At 68.7% G+C, this 23,777-nt stretch carries 30 protein-coding genes; 9 read left to right on the forward strand and 21 right to left on the reverse strand.

Features of this window, described 5'->3' with window-relative positions; translation table 11 throughout:
* Positions 1 to 16: 16 nt before the first annotated feature.
* From ASE12_RS05010 to rpsB, 5 genes are read right to left on the reverse strand one after another with little or no spacing between them, the layout of a single operon-like run.
* The gene (locus tag ASE12_RS05010) at positions 17 to 883 is read right to left on the reverse strand and encodes a phosphatidate cytidylyltransferase (protein ID WP_056397721.1); all 867 of its coding nucleotides are present in this window, start codon (positions 881 to 883) and stop codon (positions 17 to 19) included.
* Positions 873 to 1,427, reverse strand: a complete 555-nt coding sequence (gene frr, locus ASE12_RS05015; protein WP_200955078.1) for a ribosome recycling factor — start codon at positions 1,425 to 1,427, stop codon at positions 873 to 875. The genes ASE12_RS05010 and frr overlap by 11 nt, the downstream gene beginning before the upstream one ends.
* Before the next feature lie 36 nt (positions 1,428 to 1,463).
* Positions 1,464 to 2,219 (reverse strand): UMP kinase, encoded by a 756-nt coding sequence (gene pyrH, locus ASE12_RS05020; protein WP_056397727.1) that lies wholly within the window; start codon positions 2,217 to 2,219, stop codon positions 1,464 to 1,466.
* 53 nt (positions 2,220 to 2,272) lie between these two features.
* A complete protein-coding gene (gene tsf, locus ASE12_RS05025; protein WP_056397730.1) occupies positions 2,273 to 3,094 on the reverse strand; it encodes a translation elongation factor Ts in 822 nt (273 codons plus the stop codon).
* 40 nt (positions 3,095 to 3,134) lie between these two features.
* Entirely contained in the window at positions 3,135 to 4,196 is a 1,062-nt protein-coding gene (gene rpsB, locus ASE12_RS05030; protein WP_056397732.1) for a 30S ribosomal protein S2, read from the reverse strand.
* Positions 4,197 to 4,496: 300 nt separating this feature from the next.
* Here rpsB and ASE12_RS05035 point away from each other — a divergent pair, with 300 nt between their 5' ends.
* Positions 4,497 to 5,387, forward strand: a complete 891-nt coding sequence (locus tag ASE12_RS05035; RefSeq protein ID WP_056397735.1) for a peptidoglycan DD-metalloendopeptidase family protein — start codon at positions 4,497 to 4,499, stop codon at positions 5,385 to 5,387.
* Here the strand turns inward: ASE12_RS05035 and ASE12_RS05040 are convergent.
* From ASE12_RS05040 to ASE12_RS05055, 4 genes are read right to left on the reverse strand one after another with little or no spacing between them, the layout of a single operon-like run.
* Positions 5,384 to 6,313 carry a tyrosine recombinase XerC gene (locus ASE12_RS05040; RefSeq protein ID WP_056397738.1) on the reverse strand — a complete coding sequence of 310 codons (930 nt, stop codon included), beginning with the start codon at positions 6,311 to 6,313 and terminating at the stop codon, positions 5,384 to 5,386. The genes ASE12_RS05035 and ASE12_RS05040 overlap by 4 nt on opposite strands.
* 27 nt (positions 6,314 to 6,340) lie before the next feature.
* Complete coding sequence (locus ASE12_RS05045) at positions 6,341 to 7,480, reverse strand: DNA-processing protein DprA (protein WP_056397741.1); 1,140 nt, start codon at positions 7,478 to 7,480, stop codon at positions 6,341 to 6,343.
* Positions 7,477 to 9,057: a YifB family Mg chelatase-like AAA ATPase gene (locus ASE12_RS05050; RefSeq protein WP_200954964.1), complete on the reverse strand. Its 1,581-nt coding sequence runs from the start codon at positions 9,055 to 9,057 to the stop codon at positions 7,477 to 7,479. The genes ASE12_RS05045 and ASE12_RS05050 overlap by 4 nt, the downstream gene beginning before the upstream one ends.
* The gene (locus tag ASE12_RS05055) at positions 9,057 to 9,545 is read right to left on the reverse strand and encodes a YraN family protein (protein WP_369797161.1); all 489 of its coding nucleotides are present in this window, start codon (positions 9,543 to 9,545) and stop codon (positions 9,057 to 9,059) included. The genes ASE12_RS05050 and ASE12_RS05055 overlap by 1 nt, the downstream gene beginning before the upstream one ends.
* Between ASE12_RS05055 and ASE12_RS05060 the strand changes: the two genes are divergently transcribed.
* Positions 9,544 to 10,167: a hypothetical protein gene (locus tag ASE12_RS05060; RefSeq protein ID WP_157412817.1), complete on the forward strand. Its 624-nt coding sequence runs from the start codon at positions 9,544 to 9,546 to the stop codon at positions 10,165 to 10,167. The two genes, ASE12_RS05055 and ASE12_RS05060, sit on opposite strands and share 2 nt — an antisense overlap.
* On the opposite strand, the gene ASE12_RS05065 is transcribed toward ASE12_RS05060, so the two are convergent.
* On the reverse strand, positions 10,164 to 10,766 hold the full coding sequence (locus ASE12_RS05065) for a TetR/AcrR family transcriptional regulator (protein WP_056397747.1): 603 nt from the start codon (positions 10,764 to 10,766) through the stop codon (positions 10,164 to 10,166). The two genes, ASE12_RS05060 and ASE12_RS05065, sit on opposite strands and share 4 nt — an antisense overlap.
* A gap of 67 nt (positions 10,767 to 10,833) precedes the next feature.
* On the opposite strand from ASE12_RS05065, the gene ASE12_RS05070 reads away from it, so the two are divergent.
* On the forward strand, positions 10,834 to 11,325 hold the full coding sequence (locus ASE12_RS05070; RefSeq protein ID WP_056397751.1) for a cupin domain-containing protein: 492 nt from the start codon (positions 10,834 to 10,836) through the stop codon (positions 11,323 to 11,325).
* A 30-nt stretch (positions 11,326 to 11,355) separates the two neighbouring features.
* A complete protein-coding gene (locus tag ASE12_RS05075; RefSeq protein WP_056397754.1) occupies positions 11,356 to 11,955 on the forward strand; it encodes a GNAT family N-acetyltransferase in 600 nt (199 codons plus the stop codon).
* Here the strand turns inward: ASE12_RS05075 and ASE12_RS05080 are convergent.
* From ASE12_RS05080 to rplS, 3 genes are all read right to left on the reverse strand, one after another.
* Positions 11,930 to 12,244, reverse strand: a complete 315-nt coding sequence (locus ASE12_RS05080; protein WP_056215024.1) for a DUF2469 domain-containing protein — start codon at positions 12,242 to 12,244, stop codon at positions 11,930 to 11,932. The genes ASE12_RS05075 and ASE12_RS05080 overlap by 26 nt on opposite strands.
* Positions 12,241 to 12,885, reverse strand: a complete 645-nt coding sequence (locus tag ASE12_RS05085) for a ribonuclease HII (RefSeq protein ID WP_369797239.1) — start codon at positions 12,883 to 12,885, stop codon at positions 12,241 to 12,243. Before ASE12_RS05085 ends, ASE12_RS05080 begins: the two co-directional genes overlap by 4 nt.
* A 61-nt stretch (positions 12,886 to 12,946) precedes the next feature.
* Positions 12,947 to 13,297, reverse strand: a complete 351-nt coding sequence (gene rplS / locus ASE12_RS05090; protein ID WP_056397759.1) for a 50S ribosomal protein L19 — start codon at positions 13,295 to 13,297, stop codon at positions 12,947 to 12,949.
* Between the two features lie 212 nt (positions 13,298 to 13,509).
* Here rplS and ASE12_RS05095 point away from each other — a divergent pair, with 212 nt between their 5' ends.
* Positions 13,510 to 13,950: a nuclear transport factor 2 family protein gene (locus tag ASE12_RS05095; protein ID WP_056397760.1), complete on the forward strand. Its 441-nt coding sequence runs from the start codon at positions 13,510 to 13,512 to the stop codon at positions 13,948 to 13,950.
* 4 nt (positions 13,951 to 13,954) lie between these two features.
* On the opposite strand, the gene trmD is transcribed toward ASE12_RS05095, so the two are convergent.
* The 5 genes from trmD to ASE12_RS05120 all read right to left on the reverse strand — a co-directional run bounded on the left by trmD (position 13,955) and on the right by ASE12_RS05120 (position 16,929).
* A complete protein-coding gene (trmD, locus tag ASE12_RS05100; RefSeq protein ID WP_056397761.1) occupies positions 13,955 to 14,635 on the reverse strand; it encodes a tRNA (guanosine(37)-N1)-methyltransferase TrmD in 681 nt (226 codons plus the stop codon).
* A 1-nt stretch (position 14,636) separates the two neighbouring features.
* Positions 14,637 to 15,170 carry a ribosome maturation factor RimM gene (gene rimM, locus ASE12_RS05105; RefSeq protein WP_056397762.1) on the reverse strand — a complete coding sequence of 178 codons (534 nt, stop codon included), beginning with the start codon at positions 15,168 to 15,170 and terminating at the stop codon, positions 14,637 to 14,639.
* 5 nt (positions 15,171 to 15,175) lie between these two features.
* Positions 15,176 to 15,415 (reverse strand): RNA-binding protein, encoded by a 240-nt coding sequence (locus tag ASE12_RS05110; RefSeq protein WP_056397763.1) that lies wholly within the window; start codon positions 15,413 to 15,415, stop codon positions 15,176 to 15,178.
* A gap of 14 nt (positions 15,416 to 15,429) precedes the next feature.
* Positions 15,430 to 15,969 carry a 30S ribosomal protein S16 gene (gene rpsP, locus ASE12_RS05115; protein ID WP_056397767.1) on the reverse strand — a complete coding sequence of 180 codons (540 nt, stop codon included), beginning with the start codon at positions 15,967 to 15,969 and terminating at the stop codon, positions 15,430 to 15,432.
* Positions 15,970 to 16,158: 189 nt separating this feature from the next.
* The gene (locus tag ASE12_RS05120) at positions 16,159 to 16,929 is read right to left on the reverse strand and encodes a crotonase/enoyl-CoA hydratase family protein (protein ID WP_056397771.1); all 771 of its coding nucleotides are present in this window, start codon (positions 16,927 to 16,929) and stop codon (positions 16,159 to 16,161) included.
* A gap of 99 nt (positions 16,930 to 17,028) precedes the next feature.
* Between ASE12_RS05120 and ASE12_RS05125 the strand changes: the two genes are divergently transcribed.
* Together ASE12_RS05125 and ASE12_RS05130 are read left to right on the forward strand one after the other, a co-directional pair.
* Positions 17,029 to 17,508 carry a hypothetical protein gene (locus ASE12_RS05125; RefSeq protein ID WP_056397774.1) on the forward strand — a complete coding sequence of 160 codons (480 nt, stop codon included), beginning with the start codon at positions 17,029 to 17,031 and terminating at the stop codon, positions 17,506 to 17,508.
* Complete coding sequence (locus ASE12_RS05130; RefSeq protein WP_056397777.1) at positions 17,505 to 17,804, forward strand: transcriptional regulator; 300 nt, start codon at positions 17,505 to 17,507, stop codon at positions 17,802 to 17,804. Before ASE12_RS05125 ends, ASE12_RS05130 begins: the two co-directional genes overlap by 4 nt.
* Here ASE12_RS05130 and ASE12_RS05135 read toward each other — a convergent pair.
* Entirely contained in the window at positions 17,801 to 18,688 is an 888-nt protein-coding gene (locus tag ASE12_RS05135; protein WP_056397779.1) for a sterol desaturase family protein, read from the reverse strand. The genes ASE12_RS05130 and ASE12_RS05135 overlap by 4 nt on opposite strands.
* Before the next feature lie 50 nt (positions 18,689 to 18,738).
* Here ASE12_RS05135 and ASE12_RS05140 point away from each other — a divergent pair, with 50 nt between their 5' ends.
* Positions 18,739 to 19,095, forward strand: coding sequence for an ArsC/Spx/MgsR family protein (locus ASE12_RS05140; RefSeq protein ID WP_056397782.1), 357 nt, complete (start codon positions 18,739 to 18,741; stop codon positions 19,093 to 19,095).
* A gap of 77 nt (positions 19,096 to 19,172) precedes the next feature.
* Positions 19,173 to 19,907 (forward strand): septum formation family protein, encoded by a 735-nt coding sequence (locus ASE12_RS05145; protein WP_162255467.1) that lies wholly within the window; start codon positions 19,173 to 19,175, stop codon positions 19,905 to 19,907.
* Here the strand turns inward: ASE12_RS05145 and ASE12_RS05150 are convergent.
* Complete coding sequence (locus tag ASE12_RS05150) at positions 19,884 to 21,833, reverse strand: ABC transporter ATP-binding protein (protein WP_056397793.1); 1,950 nt, start codon at positions 21,831 to 21,833, stop codon at positions 19,884 to 19,886. The genes ASE12_RS05145 and ASE12_RS05150 overlap by 24 nt on opposite strands.
* On the reverse strand, positions 21,830 to 23,563 hold the full coding sequence (locus ASE12_RS05155; protein WP_056397796.1) for an ABC transporter ATP-binding protein: 1,734 nt from the start codon (positions 23,561 to 23,563) through the stop codon (positions 21,830 to 21,832). Before ASE12_RS05155 ends, ASE12_RS05150 begins: the two co-directional genes overlap by 4 nt.
* Between the last annotated feature and the right edge of the window lie 214 nt (positions 23,564 to 23,777).

Consider the following 23,777-nt stretch of genomic DNA (forward strand, 5'->3'; position numbering starts at 1 on the left):
CGGACCGCCGACATGATCAGGTGACCGGGACCAGCGTGTGCAGGATCAACCAGGCGACCGGTGCCACGGCGATCAGCGAGTCGAGGCGATCCATGAGGCCGCCGTGCCCGGGCAGCAGGTCGCCCATGTCCTTGATGCCGAGGTCGCGCTTGATGAGCGACTCGGACAGGTCGCCCAGCGTCGCGAATACGACTCCGGCGATGCCGAGGATGATGCCGACCCACCAGTCGCCGTCGAGCGCGTACGTGATGGTCACGATGCCGGCGCCGATGCCGAAGATCAGGGAGCCGGTGAAGCCCTCCCACGACTTCTTGGGGCTGATCGTGGGCGCCATCGGGTGCTTGCCGAACAGGACACCGGCCACGTAGCCGCCGATGTCGGAGGCGATCGTCGCGACGATGAACGCGATGATGCGCCACGGGCCGTCGTCCTCGGTCAGCATCAGAACGACGAACGAGCCCATGAGGTAGAGGTAGCCCAGCACGAAAACGCCCGCGCTGCTGTCGCGTACGAAGCCCTCGGCTCCGTCGGACAGCCGCCAGACCAGCGTGCCGATGATCGTCAGGGCGAGCGCGACGGACGCGGTCTCCATGCCACCCCAGTAGCTGCCGACGAGCATGATGGTGCCGCCGGTCAGCACGGGCAGGACGGGGATCTTGATGCGCGCCGTCGAGAACGCCCGCGTCAGCTCGAACAGGCCGATCGCGAGCGCGATCACCACGACCGGGATGAACGCTTCCTTCTGGATGAACAGCGTCGCGATGACGAGCCCGATCAGGCCGACACCGACCGCGATCGACGCGGGGAGGTTGCGGCCCGCGCGGCTCGTCTTGGCTGCAGGCGTCTCCGACTCCGGGGTCCCGGCAGGAGACTCAGATGTCAAGGAGCTCTGCCTCTTTGTTCTTGAGCAGCTCGTCGACCGTGTCGACGTGCTTCTTGGTCATCGCGTCGAGGCGCTTCTCGGCGCCGACGTTCTCGTCCTTGCTGATCTCGGAGTCCTTCTCGGCCTTGTCGAGCGCCTGCTTGGCGGCGCGACGCAGGTTGCGCACGGAGACCCGGCCTTCCTCGGCCTTGGTCTTGGCGAGCTTGATGTACTCCTTGCGGCGGTCCTCGGTCAGCTCGGGCAGCGTCACGCGCAGCACCTTGCCGTCGTCGCTCGGGTTGACACCGAGGTCGGACTCGCGGATGGCCTTCTCGATCGCGGGCTTGGCGCCGGCGTCGTAGGGCTGGATGATGACGGTGCGCGGCTCGGGCACCTGGAAGCCCGCGAGTTGGTTGAGCGGGGTCTGCTGGCCGTAGTACTCGGCCGTGATCTGGGCGAACATCGCCGGATGGGCGCGGCCCGTGCGGATCGCGGCAAACTCCTCGCGGGTGTGCTCGACGGCGCGTGCCATCTTGCTGTCGGCGTCACGCAGGGTCTGGTCAATCACGATGTCTCCATCCGGTTCTGGTCGGTCCGGCGCCTAGGCGGCGTGGACCAGCGTTCCGATCTTCTCACCACGGAGCACGCGGGCGATGTTGCCCTCACCCTCCATGCCGAACACGATCATGGGGAGCTTGTTCTCCATGCACAACGCGAATGCTGCCGCATCGACGACCTTGAGGCCCAGTCGCAACGCGTCGTCGAACGTGATCTCGTCGAACTTGCGGGCGGTCGGGTCCGTGCGCGGGTCGGCCGAGTAGACACCGTCGACCCCGCTCTTGGACATCAGCACGGCATCGGCCCCGATCTCGAGCGCACGCTGCGCCGAGACGGTGTCGGTCGAGAAGTAGGGCATCCCGGCGCCGGCGCCGAAGATCACGACGCGGCCCTTCTCGAGGTGCCGGATCGCCCGGCGCGGGATGTAGGGCTCGGCGACCTGTCCCATCGTGATGGCCGACTGCACACGGGTCTCGATGCCCTGCTTCTCGCAGAAGTCCTGCAGCGCGAGGCAGTTCATGACCGTGCCGAGCATGCCGATGTAGTCGGCGCGTGAACGGTCCATGCCGCGCTGGCTGAGCTCGGCGCCGCGGAAGAAGTTGCCGCCACCGACCACGATCGCCACCTCGACGCCCTCGGCCACGGCCTCGGCGACCTGCTTGGCGATGCCGTTGACGACATCGGGGTCGATGCCGATCTTGCCGCCGCCGAAGACCTCGCCGGACAGCTTCAGCAGGACGCGCTTGAGCCCATGACCAGAGGCCGGAGCGTCGACTTCCTGAGCGGTGTCAGTGTCCACGTTCCGGCCTCCGATGTTGGTCGTGCGAGCTGGTGCTGAGTTCGTTCGAAGGGTCAGGCGCCGATCTCGATGTGCGCGAAACGCTTGAGCGTCACGCCGGCCTCATCGAGGAGAGCCTTGACGGTCTTCTTGTTGTCCTGGACGGACGCCTGGTCGAGCAGGACGGCCTCCTTGAAGAACCCGTTGAGGCGTCCCTCGGTGATCTTCGCGATGGCCTGCTCGGGCTTGCCCTCTTCGCGAGCCGTCGCCTCGGCGATCTCGCGCTCCTTGGCGACGACGTCCGCGGGGACCTCGTCACGCGTGAGGTAGCGAGGACGCATCGCGGCGATCTGCATCGCGACGCCGCGAGCGACGTCGTGTGCGGACTCGTCGCCCTCGAACTCCACCAGCACACCGACGGCGTGCGGCAGGTCGCTGGCGCGGCGGTGCATGTAGGTCGCGACGTTGCCCTCGAAGCTGGCGACGCGGCCGAGCTCGATCTTCTCGCCGATGACGACCGCGAGGTCCGCGACGGCCTCGGCGACGGTCTTGCCGCTCTCGAGCGTCTCGCTCGCGAACGCAGCAGCGTCGGCGGGCTTGACCTTGTCGGCCAGGACGGCGAGCTCCTCGGCCAGCGCGATGAACTGATCGTTCTTGGCGACGAAGTCGGTCTCGGAGTTGAGCTCGACGATCGCGTTGCCGTAGTTGGCGACGAGACCGGCCGAAGCCTCACGCTCGGCGCCGCGCTTGGCAGCCTTGGCGGCGCCCGAGATGCGGAGCACCTCGATCGCCTTGTCGAAGTCGCCGTCAGCCTCCGTGAGCGCCTTCTTGGCGTCCATCATGCCGGCGCCGGTGGCGTCGCGGAGCTTCTTGACCTCTGTGGCGGTGATAGCCATGTTTCTCTTCTCGCTTCTCAGGTAGTCGTGTGTGCCGAGATCACTCGGCGGCGTCGGCGTCGACCTTCTCGGCAGCCTTCTTGGCGGGCGCCTTCTTGGCCGGGGCCTCGTCGGTCGCAGCAGCCTTCTTGGCAGCCGGAGCCTTCTTGGCGGGCGCCTTCTTGGCCGGRGCCTCGTCGGCGGCGGCCTCGGCGGCAGGAGCCTCAGTGACCTCGGCGGCGGGCGCCTCGGTCTCGGCAGCGGCGTCCTCGACCGTCACGGCGGTCTCGTCAGGAGCAGCGTCGGCCTTGACGGGCGAGACGGCGCCGGTCTGGGCGGCGTCCTTCTGCTCCAGCAGCTCGCGCTCCCAGTCGGCCAGGGGCTCCTCGGCGCCGAGCTCGGCTCCGGGCTCCTCTTCGCCGGTCTTGCTGCCACCGCGGGCGATGAGGCCCTCGGCGACGGCGTCGGCGATGACGCGGGTCAGCAGGCCGACCGAGCGGATGGCGTCGTCGTTGCCCGGGATCGGGAAGTCGACGTCATCGGGGTCGCAGTTGGTGTCGAGGATCGCGATGATCGGGATGCCGAGCTTCTTGGCCTCGTCGACCGCGAGGTGCTCCTTCTTGGTGTCGACGATCCACACGGCGGACGGCGTACGGCCCATGTCGCGGATTCCGCCGAGGGTGCGCGACAGCTTCGCGTACTCGCGGCTCATGCCGAGGAGCTCCTTCTTCGTGCGGTTGGATCCCGCGACGTCGTCGAAGTCGATCTCCTCGAGCTCCTTCATGCGCTGAAGGCGCTGGTGCATCGTCTGGAAGTTGGTGAGCATGCCGCCGAGCCAACGCTGGTTGACGAAGGGCATGCCGACGCGCTTGGCCTGCTCCTCGATCGGCTCCTGCGCCTGGCGCTTGGTGCCGACGAACAGGATCGTGCCGCCACGGGCGACGGTGTTCTTGACGAACTCGTAGCCGGCGTCGATGTAGGCGAGCGACTGCTGCAGGTCGATGATGTAGATGCCGTTGCGCTCGGTGAAGATGAATCGCTTCATCTTGGGGTTCCAGCGACGGGTCTGGTGCCCGAAGTGAACGCCGCTCTCGAGCAGCTGGCGCATGGTGACGACGGCCATGGTCGTATCTCCTTGTGGCACACGTGTGCCGTTCCTGGTTGTCTCACCGCCGGTTGACGGTGACCTGGCGCCTGCTGCGTACGACCCACTCCCTGCCGGGAGACCAGGATCGCGTCCGTATTCAGCTCTCGCGTCATACGGAAACAGGCGCGCGAATTCCACTTCCGAAAAAGTGGTTGACCCCAGTCTAGGGCACCGAGGCGTTCGGGAGGAAATCCACAAACGACAGCCTCGTGCCGGTTGTCCCCAGCTGCTGCGACGACCGGTGCGCCGCGCGCGCCGCCAGTCTTGGCTGGGCAGATGTTCCGTCGAATCCCGGTCGTCTCGCTCCTCCTGCTGCTCATCGCATCTCCGCCGGTCCAGGCCGGGTCGCCCGACCCGTGGACCTGGCCGCTCGACGACCACGCCGTCGGCGAGCGCTTCGACCCCCCGGCGACCGACTACGGCCGAGGGCACCGCGGCGTCGACCTGGCCGCGAGCGCCGGCGACGCCGTCCGCGCCGTCGCGGCGGGGCGCGTCGTGTTCGCCGGCCAGGTCGGCGGGATCGGGGTCGTGACGATCGACCACGGCCGGGAACGGTCGACCTACCAACCCGTCAAGGCGCGGGTCAAGGTCGGCGACGCCGTGCGGCCCGGCCAGGTGATCGGCACCCTGCTCGGAGCCCCGAGTCACTGCCCCGGCGCCTGCCTGCACCTGGGCCGCCTCGCCGGCGATGACTACCTCGACCCGCTCGAGCTGTTGGGTGGCGGCCGGTTCCGGCTCATCGACCCCAAGGGCGAGCCTCCGGCACCTCCGGCCGGCGTCGGTGGCCGAGGTCTGCAACGCCCCGTCGGTGGGCCGATCACCTCGCCGTTCGGCATGCGGGTCCATCCGGTCACGGGCGAGCGGAAGCTGCACGACGGCACCGACTTCGGTGTCCCGTGCGGCACACCCGTCCACGCGGCGGCCGCCGGCACGGTCGTCGGCCGCTCGCACAGCAAGGCGTACGGCAAGCGGGTCGTCATCCGCCACCAGCCCGGCTTCGAGACGTCCTACAACCACCTCAGCCGGCAATCGGTCTCGGTCGGTGACCGGGTCACCGCCGGTCAGGTCGTCGGACGCTCCGGCAACACCGGCCTGTCGACCGGGTGCCACCTGCACTTCATGGTCGTCAGGTCCGGCAAGCCGGTGAATCCCCAGGACTACCTCTAGGCCCTCGGGTGGGCGAGCTTGTAGGCCGCCCGAAGGCGTTCGTTGCTGACGTGCGTGTAGATCTGCGTCGTGCCCAGTGACGCGTGGCCGAGGATCTCCTGCACGCTGCGAAGGTCGGCTCCGCCCTCGAGCAGATGGGTCGCAGCAGTGTGCCGGAGGCCGTGGGGACCGAGGTCGGGCGCTCCGTCGACCGCAGCGAGGCGTTCGTGCACGATGCGGCGCACAGCGCGCTGGTCGATGCGGCTGCCGCGCATGCCGAGGAAGACCGCTGCGCCGCTGGCCTCGGCAGCGATCGCGGGGCGGCCGCGCTCGAGCCACAGCTCGATCGCCTCCGACGCCGGCAAGCCATAAGGCACCGCGCGTTCCTTGCGTCCCTTGCCGAGCACGCGGACGACGCGGCGCCCACGGTCTAGATCGTCGATGTCGAGCCCGACCAGCTCGCCGACGCGGATGCCCGTGGCGTACAGGATCTCGAGGATCGCGAGGTCGCGCAGGCCACGCGGCCCGTCGTCGACCAGGGACCGGACCGTGGCGTCGAGCAGGCCACGGACCTCGACCTCACTGAGCGCGACCGGCAGCTCGCGATGGGCCTTGGGGCTCGCCAGCAATGCCCCGGCATCCGCGGGCGCCCGGCCCGTCCGGGCGAGCCAGAGCGTGAACACTCGCGCCGAGGTCGCCCGGCGAGCGATCGTCGTGCGGGCCCGGCCGAGCGTCTGCAGGTTGGCGAGCCAGCTGCGCAGCGTGCGGATCGACAGGTTCGCCGGGTCATGGACGCCGAGCCGCTCAGCGTGCACGGCGAGGCTCTCCAGGTCGGTGAGATAGGCCCGCACCGAATGGGCCGAGAGATCGCGCTCGGCCTTCAGGTGCTGCTCATAGGCGGCCAGGACCGCCGACCAGGCCTCGCCCGGTCCCTCTGACTCCGTCATCCCGTCCAGTGTCGGTCGTGCGGTCGCTCAGCCCACGTCGGCGCGCCGTGCCAGCATCCACTCCGTCCCGGCGCGGATCGCGAGATCGCGCCGCTCGAGGAGGTCGAGTGCCGCGCGTACCTCGCGCGTGCTGAGCCGCACGGCAGAGGCGATCTCCGCGACCGTGCGAGGCGTCGACCACTCGAGGCCGTCGAGGGTCGACCGGGCGGCGGGCGGGAGTCGGTCGAACTCCGTGAGCGGCAGCGACGGTGGCTCCTCGGTGGCTGCGCCCAGTCCGGACAGCTCGGCCACGATCTCGCGCCCGGTCGTCACGACGACTGCCTTGCCCGCGCGGATGGCCGCGTGCACCCCGGCCGACAACTGCGACGTCACCGGTCCGGGGAGGGCCATCGTGGCGCGGCCGAGCTGGTCGGCCCAGTTGAGGGTGTTGAGCGAGCCACTCCGCTCGCGCGCCTCGACGACGACCGTGCCTTGAGTCAGCGCCGCGATCAGCCGGTTGCGCGACAGGAAGCGATTCTTGATCGGCTTCTCCCCCGGTGCCTGCTCGCTGATGACGACGCCGACCTCCGCGATCCGGGCGATGAGCGCCGCGTGGGACTTGGGGTAGTCGAGGTCGGCACCGCACGCCAGCACTCCGGCCGTCGGGGCGTCCATCAGGAACGCACCACGATGCGCACAGCCATCGATGCCGAACGCCGCGCCACTGATCACCGTCCAGCCTGCGTCGGCGCAGTCCGCAGCCAGGTCCGAGGCGCACTCGGCGCCGTACGTCGTGCACTCCCGCGCGCCGACGATGGCGACGCTCTTCTCGGCCATCTCGCCCAGATCTCCGACGCCGCGAAGCCAGAGCCCGACGGGCGCACCCGTCGCCCCCTGCACCGGCTCGACATGGTCGAGATCCGACAGAGCGTCGGGCCATTCCTGGTCTCCTGGAGTCACCCAGCGCAGGCCGGCTGCCTTGGCCCGCGCGGCGACGGCCCCGGCCGTGCGGTCGAGCGTGCGACCTCGCTCGACCCAGGCCTCCGGAATCCGTGCCTCCGTCAATCGATGGCGTCCGAGGATCGCCGCAAGGATCTCAGCAGGCTCGTGCGTGAGGAGCAGGTTGCGCAGGCGAGGGTCGCCGGGCTCGGCCACGAGGCTCAGGCCGAGCCGGTCCTGCCGCGTCACGAGGCCTGCACCATGTCGCGAAGCGCGCTGCCGAGCGGTGTGCCACGCCGCAGGGACAGCGCGGTGTCGACGTCGTCACCGGTCGGGACCGCGTGGCCGTGCAGGTCCGCCACGCTCCACGACAGGCGCAGGATGCGGTCGGCCGACCGTGCATTGAGCTTGTTGCTGCGCAGCTGCTGGTCGACGAGCACTCGCCCCTGGTCGCTGACCGGCCAGTGCTTGCGCAGCTCGACACCGGGCACCTCGCTGTTGAGCCGCCACGACGTCTCACGCAGCCGGTGCGCCTGGCGTTCGCGCGCCTCCGTGACGGTGCTCGCGAGCTCGGCCGTCGACCGGCCGCCACTCAGGGCGTTGGCCAGCTCGGGTCGCGACAACGCCGACAACGAGCGGTGGATGTCGATGCGGTCCCGGATCGGGCCCGAGAGCCGATCGGAGTAGCGGCGACGCATCAACGGCGTGCACCGGCACTGGTCGCTGACCGCGGAGCTCAGGCCGCACGGACAGGGGTTGGCAGCGAGGACGAGCTGGAATCGTGCCGGGTAGGCAGCGGTCTGGGCCGCCCGGGACACCACGACATGACCGCTCTCGAGCGGCTGGCGCAACGCCTCGAGGACGTTGCTGGCGAACTCTGGCGCCTCATCGAGGAAGAGCACACCGTGGTGGGCCAGCGACAACGCTCCCGGCCGGATCGCCTTGCTGCCGCCACCCACGATCGACACGGCACTCGCGGTGTGGTGCGGGTCGAGGAACGGTGGACGGGTCAGGAGTGGGGCGTCACTGGGCAGCACCCCCGCGACCGAGTGCACCGCGCTCACTGCGAGCGACTGCTCGTGTGTCAGGTCAGGCAGGAGTCCGGGCAGCCGTTGAGCCAGCATGGTCTTGCCGATGCCCGGCGGCCCGGTCATGAGCAGGTGGTGCCCACCGGCAGCTGCCACGACGAGCGCCATGCGCGAGTCCTCCTGACCCGCGATGTCCGCCAGGTCGAGGTGGGCCAGCCGGTCCGCCGAGGTCCACGACATGCCCGGCACCTCGTCGAGCGGCGGCACGGGCGGGTCGTCCGGCTCCTCCCCACCGGTCAAGAGCGCCACCGTCTGCCGCAACGAGCGCACGCCGATCACCGAGATGCCGCGGACGAGCTCGGCCTCCGGAACGTTGACCTCGGGGACGAAGACCCGGTCGAAGCCGGCCTCGAGGGCGGCGAGCGTCGCCGGAAGCACCCCGCGTATCGCCCGCAGCCTCCCGTCGAGCGCGAGCTCGCCGAGGAACACGGCGCCGGCGAGCCGCTCGGCGGGCACGAGTGCCTTGGCCGCGAACACCGCGAGTGCGATGGCGAGGTCGTAGTGCGATCCGGTCTTGGGCAACGTCGACGGCGCGAGGTTGATCGTGACGCGCTGGTCGGGCCATGTCGTGCCGGAGTTGGACACCGCCGACCGGCACCGGTCGCGGGCCTCGTTGACCATCGTGTCGGCCAGGCCGACGAGAACGGTCGCCGGCAAGCCACCCGAGATGTCGACCTCGACCTCGATCGGCCGTCCCGACAGACCGTCGAGCGTCACCGAGTGCGTCGCGGCGGCCATCAGGCGACCCCGGCGATGCGATCGACGACCGGAGCACCGCGAGGCGGCACGACGACCGAGACGATGTCGATGCGCAGGCTCGGCGGCTGCACGTCGTGCACCTCGAGCCAATGCATCGCCAACCGGCGCAGCCTGGTCGCCTTGTGCCCCGTGATCGCCTCGAACGGCCCACCGTGATGGTTGCTCGTCCTGGTCTTGACCTCGCAGATCACGAGCGTGGACCCGTCTCGGGCGACGATGTCGATCTCGCCGAACTTGCAAGTCCAGTTGCGAGCCAGCACGACCATCCCGAGTGCCTCGAGATGTTCGGCGGCGATCCGCTCGCCGTAGCTGCCCAAGGCCTTGTTGCGCGCGTACGTCATCACGCCAGCCTCGGGCGCCGGGTAGATGCGGTGCCAGGCACCGAGGCCGGGCTGTGGACCGGTGACCGGGCCGCCGAGCCCTGTGGATGCTCGGACGAGGACGGCGTCCGGCACACTGGGGTTCATGGGGGGTTCTTCGAGGCGTGGGCGGTGCGCCGCTGCAGGGGCGTTGCTCGCGATGCTGCTGACCGCCGCGTGCACGGTGACCTTCAACGGCCGTCATGACGCTGGCAGGACACCTCACCCCACGGCGCCGACGGACGCCAACGGGGTCGAGGTGTGGGACCTCCGCACCCCGCCGTCGGCAGCCGATGTCGGCATGCGCGCCGACGAGAAATCCGTGGTGTACGAGACCGACGAGCCCCGACGCGTCCGCTTCCTGCTCCCCGAGGGCAAGGAGCTGAAGACCAAGATCTACCTGCTGATCTTCCAGCGGATCGCGCACGAGGATCCCGCGGATCCTACTCGTCCCACGGGCATCGACTTCGACACGAGGGCGATGCCGCTCGACACCGCCGACGGGGTCATGCGCGACGCTCTCACGTCGTTCGGGCTCGGCACCTCGGCCGTCGACACATGGCGCACGAAGATCGAGGAGCGCCCCAAGAGCGGCGCGGAGGCCGACTTCGACATCGAGGGCGGCGGCAACACGAAGATCGGCTACCTCTCGATCGGCGTCGGAGGCAACTTCGACCCCGTCGACGGCCACAACTCAGCCCACATCACGTATCACGTCAACCTGTACTAGGAGCGATCGCCGAGAGCCGCCTCGAGCATCGACTGCGCCGACCATCGCATGAGCTCGACCGCCGCCTCGCGCGACAATCCACCGATGTCGGTGAGCCACACGAGGGCCTCGATCCCGGTGGCGCTGCGGATCGCCAGCACCAGCCGGTGCAGCTCGTCCTCCGACAGCTGATCGCGTACGGGCTCCAGCGCCTCGGTGATCCAGCCGATCGCCCGGCCCTGCCGTAGGGGCTGGCCCCCCCGATCGGCAGGGTCGTCCTCCAAGGACAGCCGCAGCATGGTCCGTTGCTGCGCCTCGGTCTCGAGGATCATGCCGGTGAACCTCCGGACGACGGCGTCGAGCCGGGCCGCCGGATCCGACGGCGGATCGTCACCGAGCATCGATGTCGCACCGGTCTCGGGATGTGCCGCCGCGAGCAGACTGCGCTGGTTGGGGAAGTAGCGATACGCGGTGGTGCGTGAGATCGCCGCCGCATCAGCCGCCTCCGCCACGGTGGGCGCCAGGCCCTGGGCCACCAAGTCGCGCGCCGCGGCCACCAGCGCGCTGCGCGTACGACTCTTCTGCTCGACGCGCCCGCTGTCCTCGTAAGCTGTTGACATACCCGACATGGTACTGCAGTCTCTTTATGGGACTCGTGTCCCACGACACGTACCAAGGAGAAGCATCATGAGCGCAACAGTCGTACCCACGTCCGTCGTCAAGGCTCAGTCCGAGGGCGAGCGGCGGTGGTTCGCCGGCGGCGGCGTCCACACCTGGAAGGTGCGGGCCGAGGACTCCAACGGCGCGTTCCTGATGTTCGAGGACCGCATGGAGCAGGGCAAGGTCACCCCACTCCACATCCATCCCGAGACCGACGAGACCTTGGTCATCCTCGAGGGCGAGATCCTCGCCCATCTCGACGGCACGGAGCAACGCGTCTCCGAGGGCGGCATCATGCTCGCCACGCGCGGGCTCCCCCACGCGTTCATGGTCACCTCACCGTTCGCTCGCCTGCTGTGCGTGCAGACGCCGGGCAACATCGAGTCGTTCTACTGGGACGCCAGCGACCCGATCGCGGACGACGTCGACTCCGGCGAGGTCGACTTCGACCGGATCGCCGCGTCCGGGCAGCGCAACGGCGGGATCACGATCCTCGGGCCGCCGCCCTTCGCGCACTGACAGGGTCGGGCCTCGTTCGTACGATGAGGCATGCCCACGATCCGCATCGAGGCCGCGACCGCAGCCCCATGGACCGATGTCGAGCACACCCTGACCGGCGGCGGTGACGGAGCCAGCTGCTCGTGCCAATGGTTCATGGTCCCGCGCAAGGAGTTCGACGCCTGCAGCAGGGACGAGAAGCGCACGCTGCTCCGTCACGAGCTCGAGGACGCCGACGTCTCCCCGGCGCTCATCGCGTACGTCGACGGGTCCCCGGCCGCGTGGGTGCGGGTCGGTCCGCGGCCGGCACAGCCTGCGCTGGCCCGCTCGCGCATCGTCAAGGCCGGCGAACAACCGCTCGACGACGACACCGTCTGGGCCATCACGTGCTTCGTCGTACGCCGGGAGCATCGCGGGCAGGGCCTGGCCAGGCAGCTGACGGCGGCCGCGGTCGATCACGCGGCAGCCCACGGCGCACGGGTGGTCGAGGGCTATCCGGTCGACACCGACAGGCGCAAGGCCAGCAGCAACGAGCTGTTCCACGGATCCGTCGGCATGTTCAGCGCGGCAGGGTTCCGCGAGGTGGCGCGGCCGACCGAGACCCGTGCCGTCATGGCGATCGAGGTCAGTCGTCGGCGCCGGGCACCTTGAAGTCCGAGCCCTGCAGCTCCTCGACGTTGACGTCCTTGAACGTCAGCACCTTGACGTTCTTGGCGAAGCGCGCCGGGCGGTAGATGTCCCACACCCAGGCGTCGTTCATCGAGACCTCGAAGTAGGCGTCCCCGGTCTCGGAGCGCACCTTCACGTCGACCTGGTTGCACAGGTAGAAGCGCCGGTCGGTCTCGACGACGTACTTGAAGATGGTGACGACGTCGCGGTACTCCCGGTAGAGCGCGAGCTCCATCTCGGACTCGTACCGCTCGAGATCCTCAGAGCTCATGCTTCAACCGCGCCTTCCATTGCTGCTCGTACGTTGACGTATCTGCGGCGGTGCTCGGCGCACGGGCCGTGCTGCTGGAGTGCCGCCTGGTGCTGCGGAGTGCTGTAACCCTTGTGCGTGGCGAAATCGTATGCCGGATAGTCGTCGTGCATCTGCACCATCATGCGGTCACGGGTGACCTTGGCGATGACCGACGCAGCGGCGATCGAGGCGGCGACGCGGTCACCCTTCCACATCGCGAGGCCCGGCGCGCCGAGACCGTCGACCGGGAAGCCGTCGGTGAGGACGTAGCCGGGGCGCACGGCGAGGCGGGCCAGGGCTCGGCGCAGCGCGGCGATGTTGGCGACGTGCAGGCCCATCCGGTCGCACTCGGCGGCCGGGATGACCACGACCGACACGTCGACCGCGCGATCCATGATCAGGTCGAAGCAGGCCTCGCGGCGTGCCTCGGTGAGCAGCTTGGAGTCGGCCAGGCCCTTGATGGGTCGTTCGAGGATGACGGCGGCTGCCACCAGAGGGCCGGCACACGCGCCGCGGCCCGCCTCGTCGACACCCGCGACGGGGTGCAGACCTTGGCGGGCCAGCGCGCGCTCGAAACCGTAGATGCCGGCATCACGCCGGATCGTGGATCCCTTGGCCAGACGTGTCACGCAGTGAGCCTAACCCGCACCCTCAACGGTGCGGCAGGCAACTCACCGGCGATCAGACCTCGCGCTTTTCCTTGATCTTCGCGGCCTTGCCACGCAGGTTGCGGAGGTAGTAGAGCTTGGCCCGGCGGACGTCGCCGCGGGTCGCGACCTCGATCTTCTCGATGACCGGGGTGTGCAGCGGGAACGTACGCTCCACGCCGACGCCGAAGCTGACCTTGCGGACCGTGAACGTACGGCCGATGCCCGAGCCCTGCACCTTGATGCAGACACCCTTGAACACCTGGACGCGCGAACGGCTGCCCTCGATGACCTTGACGTGCACGTCGAGCGTGTCGCCGGCGCGGAAGTCAGGAAGGTCGGTGCGCAGCGATGCGCTGGCGACCTGGTCGACGATGTTGGTCATGGTCTACTCCTCGCTGGTGCCACAGGTCACCCACGGATTGCTGTACGAATGAAAGTTTGATGCGGCGGTGAACACGGATTCCCCTGAGGCAGAACCGTCGGCGCCAAGGGTCAATGTTGCCACATGCGTACCCCCCGGAGGAAATCGGCCGGTCGGATGACCTCGTCCGAATTCCGCCGGTTGCCGCGACGACCGGATCCTAGTGTTGGGACATGGGCGAGTGTCAGATCCGGATCGTTCAGCGCGCGTGGTCGATGTTCGCCTCCGGAGACGCCGAGCGCATACTCAGCGTCTTCACGCCTGACGCCGAGTGGCTCGCACCGCCACGGAACGCCACTGCGGAGGCGCTCGGGATCTCGCACCACATGATCGGCGCCCACGAGATCGCCCGGTTCCTGGCCGACGACTTCCCGCGCCTCTACGTCTCGAACGTCACCATCGACTTCACGAACATGCTGGCCGCAGGGTCGACGGTCGTCGTCGAGGAGACCATGAGCGCGACGCTCGCCGACGGCAGCGACTACGTCAATGACTACTGCTTCATCTTCGAGCTGGACGGCGACCGCATCCGACGGGTCCGGGAGTACATGGACACGGCACACGGCAACCGCCAGCTCGACAACCTGCTCGATCGCAGGCTGCACCGGGGTTAGTGGCTCAGTCCAGCAGGTCAGGGCGACGCTGCCGCGTACGCTCGAGGGCCTGCTCGCGTCGCCAGGCGGCGATCGCCGCGTGGTTGCCGGACAGCAGGATCTCGGGGACGTCGAGGCCGCGCCAGCTCGCCGGCTTGGTGTAGACGGGGTACTCCAGCAACCCATCGTCCCCGTGCGACTCCTCGACGAGCGACTCCGGGTTGCCCATGAAGCCGGGGATGAGCCGTACGACGGCCTCGATCATCGCGAGCGCGGCGACCTCGCCGCCGTTGAGCACGAAGTCGCCGAGCGACACCTCCTCGACCCGCCACCGGCCGGCCGCGTGGTCGATGACCCGCTGGTCGATGCCCTCGTAGCGTCCGCAGGCGAACACCAGGTGCTCGTCGGTGCTGAGCTGCTCGGCCATGCGCTGCGTGAACGGTGTGCCCGACGGGGTCGGCACGACGATCACGGCGGCGTCGGTGGCCAGCGCGTCGAGCGCCTCGCCCCACGGCTCGGCCTTCATGACCATGCCGGCTCCCCCGCCGTAGGGGGTGTCGTCGACGCTGCGGTGCTTGTCGGTCGTGAAGTCACGGAGGTCGTGAGTCGTGACCTGCAAGAGGCCGGCGACCTGCGCCTTGCCCGCAAGGGAGAGCTGGAGGGCGTCGAGGTAGGCCGGGAAGATGGAGACGACGTCGATCTGCACGTCAGTCGCCTGTCAGGTCCGAGGCGGCGTTCTCGGCCTCGGCCGGGTCGAGCAGTCCGGCGACCTCGTTGATCGTCACGAACCCGCCCTTGACGTCGACGACCGGCACGATCTCGGTGACGAACGGGATGAACACCTCGCGACCGTCGATGTCGATCGCCAGGGTGTCCTGATAGGGGCCGTGGACGATGCCCGTCACCGTGCCGACGACGTCGTCGCCGGTGCGTGCCTCGAGTCCGACCAGCTGGTGGTCGTAGAACTCGTCGGGATCGTCGGGCAGGTCGAGCGGGTCGACCTCGGCCTCGATGATGCGACCGTGCAGCGCCTCTGCGGCGGTGCGGTCGGGGATCTCCTCGAACGACACGACGAGCCGTCCGCTGTGGTGGCGGGCGCGCGCGATCGTGAGCGTTCGGTCGCCGCAAACGACCGACGAGCCCGGGGCGAAACGCCGTTCGGGCTCGTCGGTGCGGATGTCGACGTTCAGCTCACCGCGGATGCCGTGGGCCCGGCCGATGCGGCCGATGACGACCTGCATGGTCGTCAGTTGCGGCGGTCGACGTCCACGAAGTCGATGCGCGCGCCGCCACGACCGGCGATCGCGCCCGCGACCTTGCGGATGGCGGTGGCCGTACGGCCTTGACGACCGATGACCTTGCCGAGGTCGTCCGGGTTGACCCGGACCTCGAACAGCTCGCCGTTGCGCGTCTGCTTGGCGCGCACGTCGACATCGTCAGGACTGTCGACGATGCCGGCGACGAGATGCTCGATGACCTCGATCATGGGGGCAGCCACGATCAGGCCTTGGCCTCGTCAGCGGGTGCCTCGTCGGCCTTGGCCTCTTCGGCAGGTGCCTCGTCAGCCTTGGGCTCCTCGACGGGAGCCTCCTCGGCCTTGGGCTCCTCAGCCTTGGCCTCGTCAGCCTTGGGCTCCTCAGCGGGAGTCTCCTCAGCCTTGGCGGCGGCCTTCTTGGCAGCAGCGGCCTTCTTGGTGGTCGCGTCAGCCTTGGGCTCGTTGTGGAGGTCCTTGAGCGCTTCCTGGAAGATGTCTTCCTTGCTGCGCTTCTCCTCGGCGAACTTCATGGTGTTCTTGCCACCGATGTCGCCGGTGATCTTGAGCAGCGCGGCGACGGCCTCGGTCGGCTGAGCGCCGACGCCGAGCCAGTACTGGGCGCGCTCGCCGTCGACCTTGATGATCGACGGGTCGGCCTTGGGGTTGTAGGTGCCGATCTCCTCGATGACGCGTCCGTCGCGCTTGGTGCGCGAGTCGGCGACGACGATGCGGTAGAACGGCGTACGGATCTTGCCCATACGCTTCAGGCGAATCTTGACTGCCACGAGTGTGGTGTCTCCTCAGATGTGTGTTTGTGGTGACCTGCCGGTGCCGCGTGGGGACACGGCCGACGAAATCGGTGAGCCGGGCGGCACGAAGATGAGAGGGTCTTCACGCGTACCGGACGCAAGGGGTCATTCTGCCAGAACACCGGCCATGCCTCCAATTCGGCCGCACGCTGAGGCTGCCGCGGCTCAGAACTCGCCGTGCCGGCCCTCGCCGCCGGCGAACCGCGCGGCACCGCCCGCACCCTCGAGCTGCACGATGGGTACGCCGTTGGCGCCTTCGGAACGCAGCGCAGCGTCCAGCGGCAGGTCCCACTGCCGATAGGCCGACGCCCGGTCGGCCTTCATGCACTCGGCCGGGAACCCGGCGATCTGCTCGGCGAGGTCGTGGGCGACGGTGAGCGAGTCCCCGACGGGCACGACCCGGTTGGCCAGGCCCATCTGCAGCGCCTCGTGCGCGCCAACAGGTCGCCCGGTGAGGATCATGTCGAGCGCCCGGCCCTGGCCGACGATGCGCGGCAGGCGCACGGTGCCGCCGTCGATCAGCGGCACGCCCCATCGCCGGCAGAAGACGCCGAAGATCGCGTCCTCCTCGACGACGCGCAGGTCGGCCAGCAGCGCGAGCTCCAGGCCACCGGCGACGGCGTGGCCCGAGACCGCCGCGATGACCGGCTTGGTCAGCTCCATGCGGCTCGGTCCCATCGGACCGGTGCCGAGTCCCTCGGGATCCAGCTCGTTGCGGCGCTCCGGATCCTCGACCGCCGACAGGTCGGCGCCGGAGCAGAACGTGCCGCCGGCACCGGTCAGCACCGCGACCGCGAGCGACTCGTCCTCCTCGAACTGCTGGAACGCCTCGCGCAGCTCGGCGGCCATCGGGCCGTCCACGGCGTTGCGCACCTCGGGGCGATCCATCGTGATCGTGCAGATGTTCTCGTCGATGTCGTACCGAACGTGATCCATGGAGTCATTCTTGCCGACGACCGGAGCAGACTCGGAGGCCGTTGACTTTCCTGGTCGGAAAGTCTACGTTGAGTTTCCCACCAGGAAAGTGAGTACGACATGTCGAAGGACATCAGTGAGGCCGAGGCGCAGCTGGCGCTCCGCGCGATCGAGGACCAGCAGCGACACGTGATCGCCGAGGTAGGACTCCCCCGGTGGTACTGGTGGGGCCTGGCGGCGGCGTGGGTCGCGCTCGGCGTGCTCGCCGACGTCGGCAACCCGTGGGTCACGGGCATTTCGACGCTGGTGTTCGGCGCGGCGCACTCCGCCATAGCGCAGAGGATCTTCTCCGGTCGCCGCCGCTCGGGACAGCTGAGCGTACGCGCGGGCCTCGTCGACCGGCACCTGCCCTCCGTGCTGTTCGCGTGTCTGATCGCCCTCGGGTTCGTCACGGTCGGCCTCGGCTTCGCCGCCAACGCCGATGGCGCCGACCACGCCGGCACGGTCGCGAGCATCGTCGTCGCGGTCGCGATCCTCGGGTTCGGCCCGCAGGTCGTCTCCGCCTCCCGCCGCAGGGCCGAGCACAACGTCGGCGCATGACCGCAGCACCGCAGTTCGACGAGCTGATCCATCCCAGCACCCGGCTGTCGATCGTGGCGCTGCTGGCGTCGGCCGACTGGATCGACTTCGCGTTCGTCCGCGACCGCCTGCAGCTCTCCGACTCGGCCCTGTCCAAGCAGTTCGCGACGCTCGAAAGCGCCGGCTACATCAGCATCGAACGTCCCGTCGAGGACCGGCGTCGACGGGTCCGCGTGCGACTCACCGCGCTCGGGCGCAAGGCGTTCGACGGACACGTCGCGGCACTCCGCGCGGTCATCGACGTCGAAACGCCCTAGTCGCGCGGGGCCCATCCGGGCGGTCCGAAGACGTACCCGAGCCGGTCACGCCAGCGCGGTGCGTGCCTGACGTCGTGCCAGATCTTGACGTACTCGCCGTACTGCAACGTCCAGACGTTGTAGGTGCCGACCGGATAGGTCAGCCCGTACGTCGGGCGGTGCTGCTCGGCCTGGAACGACCTGAACAGGCGGTCCCAGACGATGAGGATGCCGCCGTAGTTGCGGTCGAGATAGATCGGGTCCGAGCCGTGGTGGACGCGGTGGTGCGACGGGGTGTTGAACACCGCCTCCCACCAGCGCGGGAAACGGTCGATCCGCTCGGTGTGCAGGTGGAACTGCCAGATCAGGTTGATCGAGAACGTGAAGTAGATCATCCACGGCGGCACGCCGAGCAGCGGCAGCGGCAGCCAGATGAGCACCTCGAACCACTGGTTCCACTTCTGCCGCAGGGCGGTCGAGAAGTTGAAGTAGACGCTCGAGTGGTGGGCCTGGTGGCCGGCCCAGCCGAGGCGTACACGGTGCGAGAAGCGGTGGTAGGTGTACCAGAGCAGGTCGACGCCCAGCAGGACCCCGACCCAGGTCCACGGGTTGCCGGCCGACAGGTGCCACGGCGCGAGGTGCACGTAGATCACGGTGTAGAGCAGGAACGCCGCCGTGCGGAAGATCGCGGAGAACGCGATCGAGCCGACGAACATCGTCAAGCTCGTGCGGGTGTCCTCCTTGAGGTAGCCCATTCCCTGGCGTTCGCGCTCCCGCTCGGCGGTCGCCCGATCCTCCCGGTCCTCGCGGCGCACCGCAGCCATCTCGATGACCATGAACAGCAGGAAGAACGGCACCGCGGCTCCCGCCGGGTCGTTCAGGTTGTGCGAAAAGGCCTCCCACATCCGGTCATGGTCGCATGAAGTGACCCCGGAGTCAGTCGTATGCTCGCGGCATGTCTGACCTGACGATCCTGCACAACTCCGCCTGCTCGACCTCCCGCCACGCGCTCGACGAGGTGGCCGGCGCCGGCATCGACGCCGACGTCGTCCAGTACCTCAAGAAGCCTCTCGATCGCGCTGCCCTGATCGAGCTCATGGGCAAGCTCGAGGACCCGCCGGCCGACCTCGTGCGCAAGGATCCGTTCTTCAAGGCTCAGGGCCTGGACGCCGAGGACTACACGACGCCAGAGGCCGTCGCCGACCTGCTGGTCGAGCACCCACGCCTGATGCAGCGGCCGGTCCTCGTGCGCGGGAACCGGGCGATCATCGGCCGTCCCAAGGACCGCATCGCAGCCTTCCTGGCGGACTGATCCGTTTGCCCATGGCGCGTCCCCGGGTGGGATAGCCTGTCGCGTCGGCGCATGCAGCGCCTGCCGAGGGGATGACGATGACCGAGCAGCCGCCGCACGACCCGAACCAGCCGTACGGCCCGCCCGCCGCCCACCCGTACCAGCAGCCATATCAGGGGCAGCCGTACGCGGCTCAGTACCCGTCACCCGGCCAGCAACGACCGCCGTCCAAGGCGCTCGCGATCACGGCACTCGTCATGGCGTTGCTCGGCTTCCTGGTCATCACCTGGATCGCGGCGGTGGTCCTGGCGATCGTCGTCCTCGTGCAGTCGCGTGGCGGCCGCAAGAACGGCAAGGGCATGGCCATCTCGGCGCTGCTCGTCTGCGCGCTGTGGGTCGTGGGGCTGATCATCGTGATCGTGGCCGTGGTCAACAGCCAGCCCGAGCGCGACTCGTCGGGGCACGTGGTCAAGGGCGGGCACGTCCTCACCGGCAGCATCCGCACCGGCGACTGTCTCAAGAAGGACCCCAGCACGTCGGCGCAGCTCACCGTCGAGCTCGTCCCGTGCAGCGAGCCGCACCGCCAAGAGGCGTTCGCCAACTTCGACCTGCCCGGTGGTGACTTCCCGGGTCAGCCGGAGGTCGACCAGCAGGCCGAGCAAGGATGTGTGGCCAAGTTCGCCACGTACGTCGGGGTGCGACAGGACGAGTCGGAGCTGCGCATCTTCTTCCTGCGGCCCTCCAAGGACTCCTGGAGCGTCGACAAGGGCGTCACCTGCATGGTCTCCGACGGGACCGCGACCACCGGGTCATTCAAGGGCGCCAAGCGCTGAGTCGCCCACGGGAGCGGCGAACTGGGCGGAGTAGAGCCGCTCATACGCTCCTCCCGCGGCACGCAGCGAGTCGTGGTCGCCCTGCTCGACGATCTGGCCGTCCTCCATCACCACGATGTGGTCGGCGTCGCGGATCGTCGACAGGCGATGCGCGATGACGAACGAGGTACGCCCCGAGCGCAGCTGCTCCATGGCACCCTGCACGAGCGACTCGGTGCGGGTGTCGACCGAGCTGGTGGCCTCGTCGAGCACCAGGATCGCCGGATCGGCGAGGAACGCACGCGCGATCGTCAGCAGCTGTCGCTGACCGGCGCTGACGTTGGTGCCCTCGTCCTCGATCACGGTGTCGTAGCCGTCGGGCAGGGTGCGGACGAAGTGGTCGACGTACGCCGCCTCGGCCGCCGCGATGATCTGCTCCTCCGACGCGCGATGGGCACCGTAGGCGATGTTGTCGCGGATCGTGCCCTTGAACAGCCACGTGTCCTGCAGGACGACGCCGAAGTTCTCGCGCAGCGGTCCGCGGTCCATGCGCGCGATGTCGACGCCGTCGAGCGTGATGCGTCCGCCCTGGATGTCGTAGAAGCGCAGCACCAGGTTGGTCAACGTCGTCTTGCCGGCACCGGTCGGGCCGACGATGGCGACGGTCTGGCCCGGCTCGGCGACCAGGTCGAGGTGCTCGATCAGGGGCTCATCGAGCTTGTAGGAGAACGAGACGTCCTCGAAGACGACCCGGCCGCGTACGGGATCGGGGAACGGCGCGTCGGCCTCGTCGGGTCGCTCCTCCGGCTCGTCGAGCAGGGCGAAGACCCGCTCCGCCGAGGCGACGCCTGACTGCAGCAGGTTGATCATCGACGCGACCTGCGTCAGCGGCTGCGTGAACTGGCGGGAGTACTGGATGAACGCCTGCACGTCGCCGATGCTCAACGTGCCGGACGCGACCCGCAGGCCGCCGATCACGGCGACGAGGACGTAGTTGATGTTGGAGACGAACATCATGACGGGCTGGATGACGCCCGAGATGAACTGTGCCTTGAACGAGGACGTGAAGACCGCCTCGTTGCGGGTGTCGAACTCCTGACGCGCCTCCTGCTGGCGGCCGAACACCTTGACGACCTCGTGGCCCGTGAAGACCTCCTCGATGTGGCCGTTGAGGCGACCCGTGCTCGCCCACTGCTTCATGAACTCCGGCTGCGACCGCTTGGTGACCGCCTTGGTGATCGCGAACGCCAACGGGAGGGTCAGTAGCGCGACGAGCGACAGCAACGGCGAGATGACGAGCATCATGACGAGCGTGCCGATGACCATGAGGATCGAGGTCAGCAGCTGGCTCATGGTCTGCTGGAACGACTGCGCGATGTTGTCGATGTCGTTGGTCGTGCGTGAGAGCACCTCGCCGCGGTCCGTGCGGTCGAAGTAGGACAACGGCAGCCTGTTGATCTTGGCCTCGACGTCGTCGCGCAGCCCGGCGACCGTCTTCTGCACGACCGTCGTCGTGAGCACGCCCTGGAACCACTGCAGCAGGGACGCCAGGACGTACAGGCACAGCACGCCGGTGAGCACCCAGCCGAGGCTGTGGAAGTCGATGCCGGCGCCCGGCTGCAGGTCGACGGAGGAGACGAGCGACGCGAGCTTGTCGTTGCCCTCGTTGCGCAGCTGGGCGACGATCTCGGCCTTGCTCTGGCCTTCGGGGAACTGGCCGTTGAGGAACCCGGTGAACACGATGTCGGTCGCGTGGCCCAGCACCTTGGGCCCGATGACGGCCATCGACGTGGCGATGACGCCGAACCCGACGACGCCCCAGACCATCGCGCGCTGCCGCAGCAGCCGGTCGACCAGGCGGCGGAGGGAACCCTTGAAGTCCTTGGCCCGCGCCGGCGGCATCCCCATGCCCGCCAGCGCCGGCCCTCGTCCCGGCCCCCCGGTCATGCGGCCTCCTCCTCGGTGAGCTGCGAGAGGACGATCTCGCGGTAGACGTCGCAGGTCTGCATCAGGTCGGTGTGCGTGCCGGTGCCGACCACGCGTCCCTCGTCGAGCACGACGATGCGATCGGCGTTGCGGATCGTCGAGACCCGCTGCGCCACGATCACGACGGTCGCCTGGGCCGTGGCCGTACGCATGGCAGCCCGCAACGCGGCATCCGTCGCGTAGTCGAGAGCCGAGAACGAGTCGTCGAACAAGTAGATCGGTGGTCGCTTGACGATCGCCCGGGCGATCGCGAGGCGCTGACGCTGCCCGCCCGAGACGTTGGTGCCGCCCTGCGAGATCGGGGCGTCGAGCCGCTCGGGCATGCGCTCGACGAAGTCACGCGCCTGGGCGATGTCGAGGGCCTCCCAGAGCTCCTCGTCGGTGGCATCCGGCCGGCCGTAGCGCAGGTTGGAGGCCACGGTGCCGCTGAAGAGGAACGGTCGCTGCGGCACCAGCCCGATCGACGCCCACACGTCCTCGGGGTGCAGCGCACGTACGTCATGGCCGTCGATGCGGACCGTGCCCGCCGTCGCGTCGAACAAACGCGGGATCAGGCCCAGCAGGGTCGACTTGCCGCTGCCCGTCGACCCGATGATCGCGGTGGTCTCCCCGGGCCGGGCCACCATGTCGATCTCGTGCAGGACGTCCTGCTCGGCACCGGGGAACGCGAACGACGCTCCGGTGATGTCGATCTCGCCACCGGTCAGCGCGACCTGGACGGCGTCGTCAGGGGCGAGCACGCTGGGCTCGGTGTCGAGCACCTCGGTGATGCGCTCGGCGGAGACCTCCGCACGCGGCCACAGCATCAACATGAACGTGGCCATCATGACCGACATGAGGATCTGGACGAGATAGTTCTGGAACGCCGTCAGGGTGCCGACCTCGAGGTCGCCGCTGCCGATGCGGTAGCCGCCGAACCAGGTCGCCAGGACCACCGAGACGTTCATGATCAGCATGACGATCGGGAACATCATCGACGTCAGCCGGCCGACGGCGATCGCGACCTCCATCGTCTCGCGGTTGGCATCACCGAACCGCTCGGTCTCGTAGCGCTCCTTGACGAACGCCCGGATCACCCGGATGCCCATGATCTGCTCGCGCATGATGCCGTTGATGCCGTCGATCTTGACCTGCATGACCCGGAACAGCGGGCGCATCTGGCGGATCACCAGCCCGATGCTGATGATCAGGGCTGGCATCACGAGCAGCAGCAACCCCGACAGCTCGACGTCCTGGCGCAGCGCCATGAAGATGCCGCCGAAGCACATGATCGGCGCCGCCACGAGCAGCGTCAGGGCCAGGAACACGATGAGCTGCACCTGCTGCACGTCGTTGGTCGTGCGGGTGATGAGGGTGGGCGCTCCGAGCTGGGCCATCTCGCGGGCCGCGAACGTCTCGACCTTGCCGAACACGCCGGCGCGCAGGTCGCGGCCCAGCGCCATGGCCGTGCGCGCGCCGTAGTAGACCGCGACGATCGTGCAGACGACCTGGATGACCGTGACCATCAGCATCATGCCGCCGGTGCGGATGATGTAGCCGGTGTCGCCGGCGACGACACCCTTGTCGATGATGTCGGCGTTGAGTCCGGGCAGCCAGAGGTTGGCCAGCGTCTGGATCAGCTGGAAGAACAGGACGACAGCGATGGGCCGCTTGTAGGGCGCAAGATACGTCCGTAGGAGCGGAATGAGCATTGCCTCAGGCTATCTCGCCGACCTGTCACAAACTCACGACAGATGTCATGCCCTTGGTTGAGCGAGCTCTGCGAGCGAACGCCAAGGGCAGGTTGAGCGATCGCGGCGAAGCCGCCCGATGACGAAACCCGGTGAGATCACCACCCAGCTCAGCCCGAGGTGGTTTCGAGGCTACGGCCGCAGGCGGCGTCCGCACCTCAACCATCGAGGGCCG

Origin of the sequence: Aeromicrobium sp. Root236 (assembly GCF_001428805.1) — a bacterium.
GTDB lineage: Bacteria > Actinomycetota > Actinomycetes > Propionibacteriales > Nocardioidaceae > Aeromicrobium.

Coding starts and splice junctions, on each gene's coding strand:
- ASE12_RS05075 (WP_056397754.1), top strand. CDS start 11,356: ATGCCCACGATCCGCATCGAGGCCGCGACCGCAGCCCCATGGACCGAT.
- ASE12_RS05095 (WP_056397760.1), top strand. CDS start 13,510: ATGGGCGAGTGTCAGATCCGGATCGTTCAGCGCGCGTGGTCGATGTTC.
- ASE12_RS05130 (WP_056397777.1), top strand. CDS start 17,505: ATGACCGCAGCACCGCAGTTCGACGAGCTGATCCATCCCAGCACCCGG.
- ASE12_RS05140 (WP_056397782.1), top strand. CDS start 18,739: ATGTCTGACCTGACGATCCTGCACAACTCCGCCTGCTCGACCTCCCGC.
- ASE12_RS05155 (WP_056397796.1), bottom strand. CDS start 23,563: ATGCTCATTCCGCTCCTACGGACGTATCTTGCGCCCTACAAGCGGCCC.
- ASE12_RS05040 (WP_056397738.1), bottom strand. CDS start 6,313: ATGACGGAGTCAGAGGGACCGGGCGAGGCCTGGTCGGCGGTCCTGGCC.
- ASE12_RS05070 (WP_056397751.1), top strand. CDS start 10,834: ATGAGCGCAACAGTCGTACCCACGTCCGTCGTCAAGGCTCAGTCCGAG.
- ASE12_RS05055 (WP_369797161.1), bottom strand. CDS start 9,545: ATGAACCCCAGTGTGCCGGACGCCGTCCTCGTCCGAGCATCCACAGGG.
- ASE12_RS05035 (WP_056397735.1), top strand. CDS start 4,497: ATGTTCCGTCGAATCCCGGTCGTCTCGCTCCTCCTGCTGCTCATCGCA.
- ASE12_RS05125 (WP_056397774.1), top strand. CDS start 17,029: ATGTCGAAGGACATCAGTGAGGCCGAGGCGCAGCTGGCGCTCCGCGCG.
- ASE12_RS05145 (WP_162255467.1), top strand. CDS start 19,173: ATGACCGAGCAGCCGCCGCACGACCCGAACCAGCCGTACGGCCCGCCC.
- ASE12_RS05120 (WP_056397771.1), bottom strand. CDS start 16,929: ATGGATCACGTTCGGTACGACATCGACGAGAACATCTGCACGATCACG.
- ASE12_RS05080 (WP_056215024.1), bottom strand. CDS start 12,244: ATGAGCTCTGAGGATCTCGAGCGGTACGAGTCCGAGATGGAGCTCGCG.
- tsf (WP_056397730.1), bottom strand. CDS start 3,094: ATGGCTATCACCGCCACAGAGGTCAAGAAGCTCCGCGACGCCACCGGC.
- ASE12_RS05110 (WP_056397763.1), bottom strand. CDS start 15,415: ATGATCGAGGTCATCGAGCATCTCGTCGCCGGCATCGTCGACAGTCCT.
- rplS (WP_056397759.1), bottom strand. CDS start 13,297: ATGACCAACATCGTCGACCAGGTCGCCAGCGCATCGCTGCGCACCGAC.
- ASE12_RS05150 (WP_056397793.1), bottom strand. CDS start 21,833: ATGACCGGGGGGCCGGGACGAGGGCCGGCGCTGGCGGGCATGGGGATG.
- ASE12_RS05050 (WP_200954964.1), bottom strand. CDS start 9,057: ATGGCCGCCGCGACGCACTCGGTGACGCTCGACGGTCTGTCGGGACGG.
- ASE12_RS05065 (WP_056397747.1), bottom strand. CDS start 10,766: ATGTCAACAGCTTACGAGGACAGCGGGCGCGTCGAGCAGAAGAGTCGT.
- ASE12_RS05135 (WP_056397779.1), bottom strand. CDS start 18,688: ATGTGGGAGGCCTTTTCGCACAACCTGAACGACCCGGCGGGAGCCGCG.
- ASE12_RS05060 (WP_157412817.1), top strand. CDS start 9,544: ATGGGGGGTTCTTCGAGGCGTGGGCGGTGCGCCGCTGCAGGGGCGTTG.
- rimM (WP_056397762.1), bottom strand. CDS start 15,170: ATGCAGGTCGTCATCGGCCGCATCGGCCGGGCCCACGGCATCCGCGGT.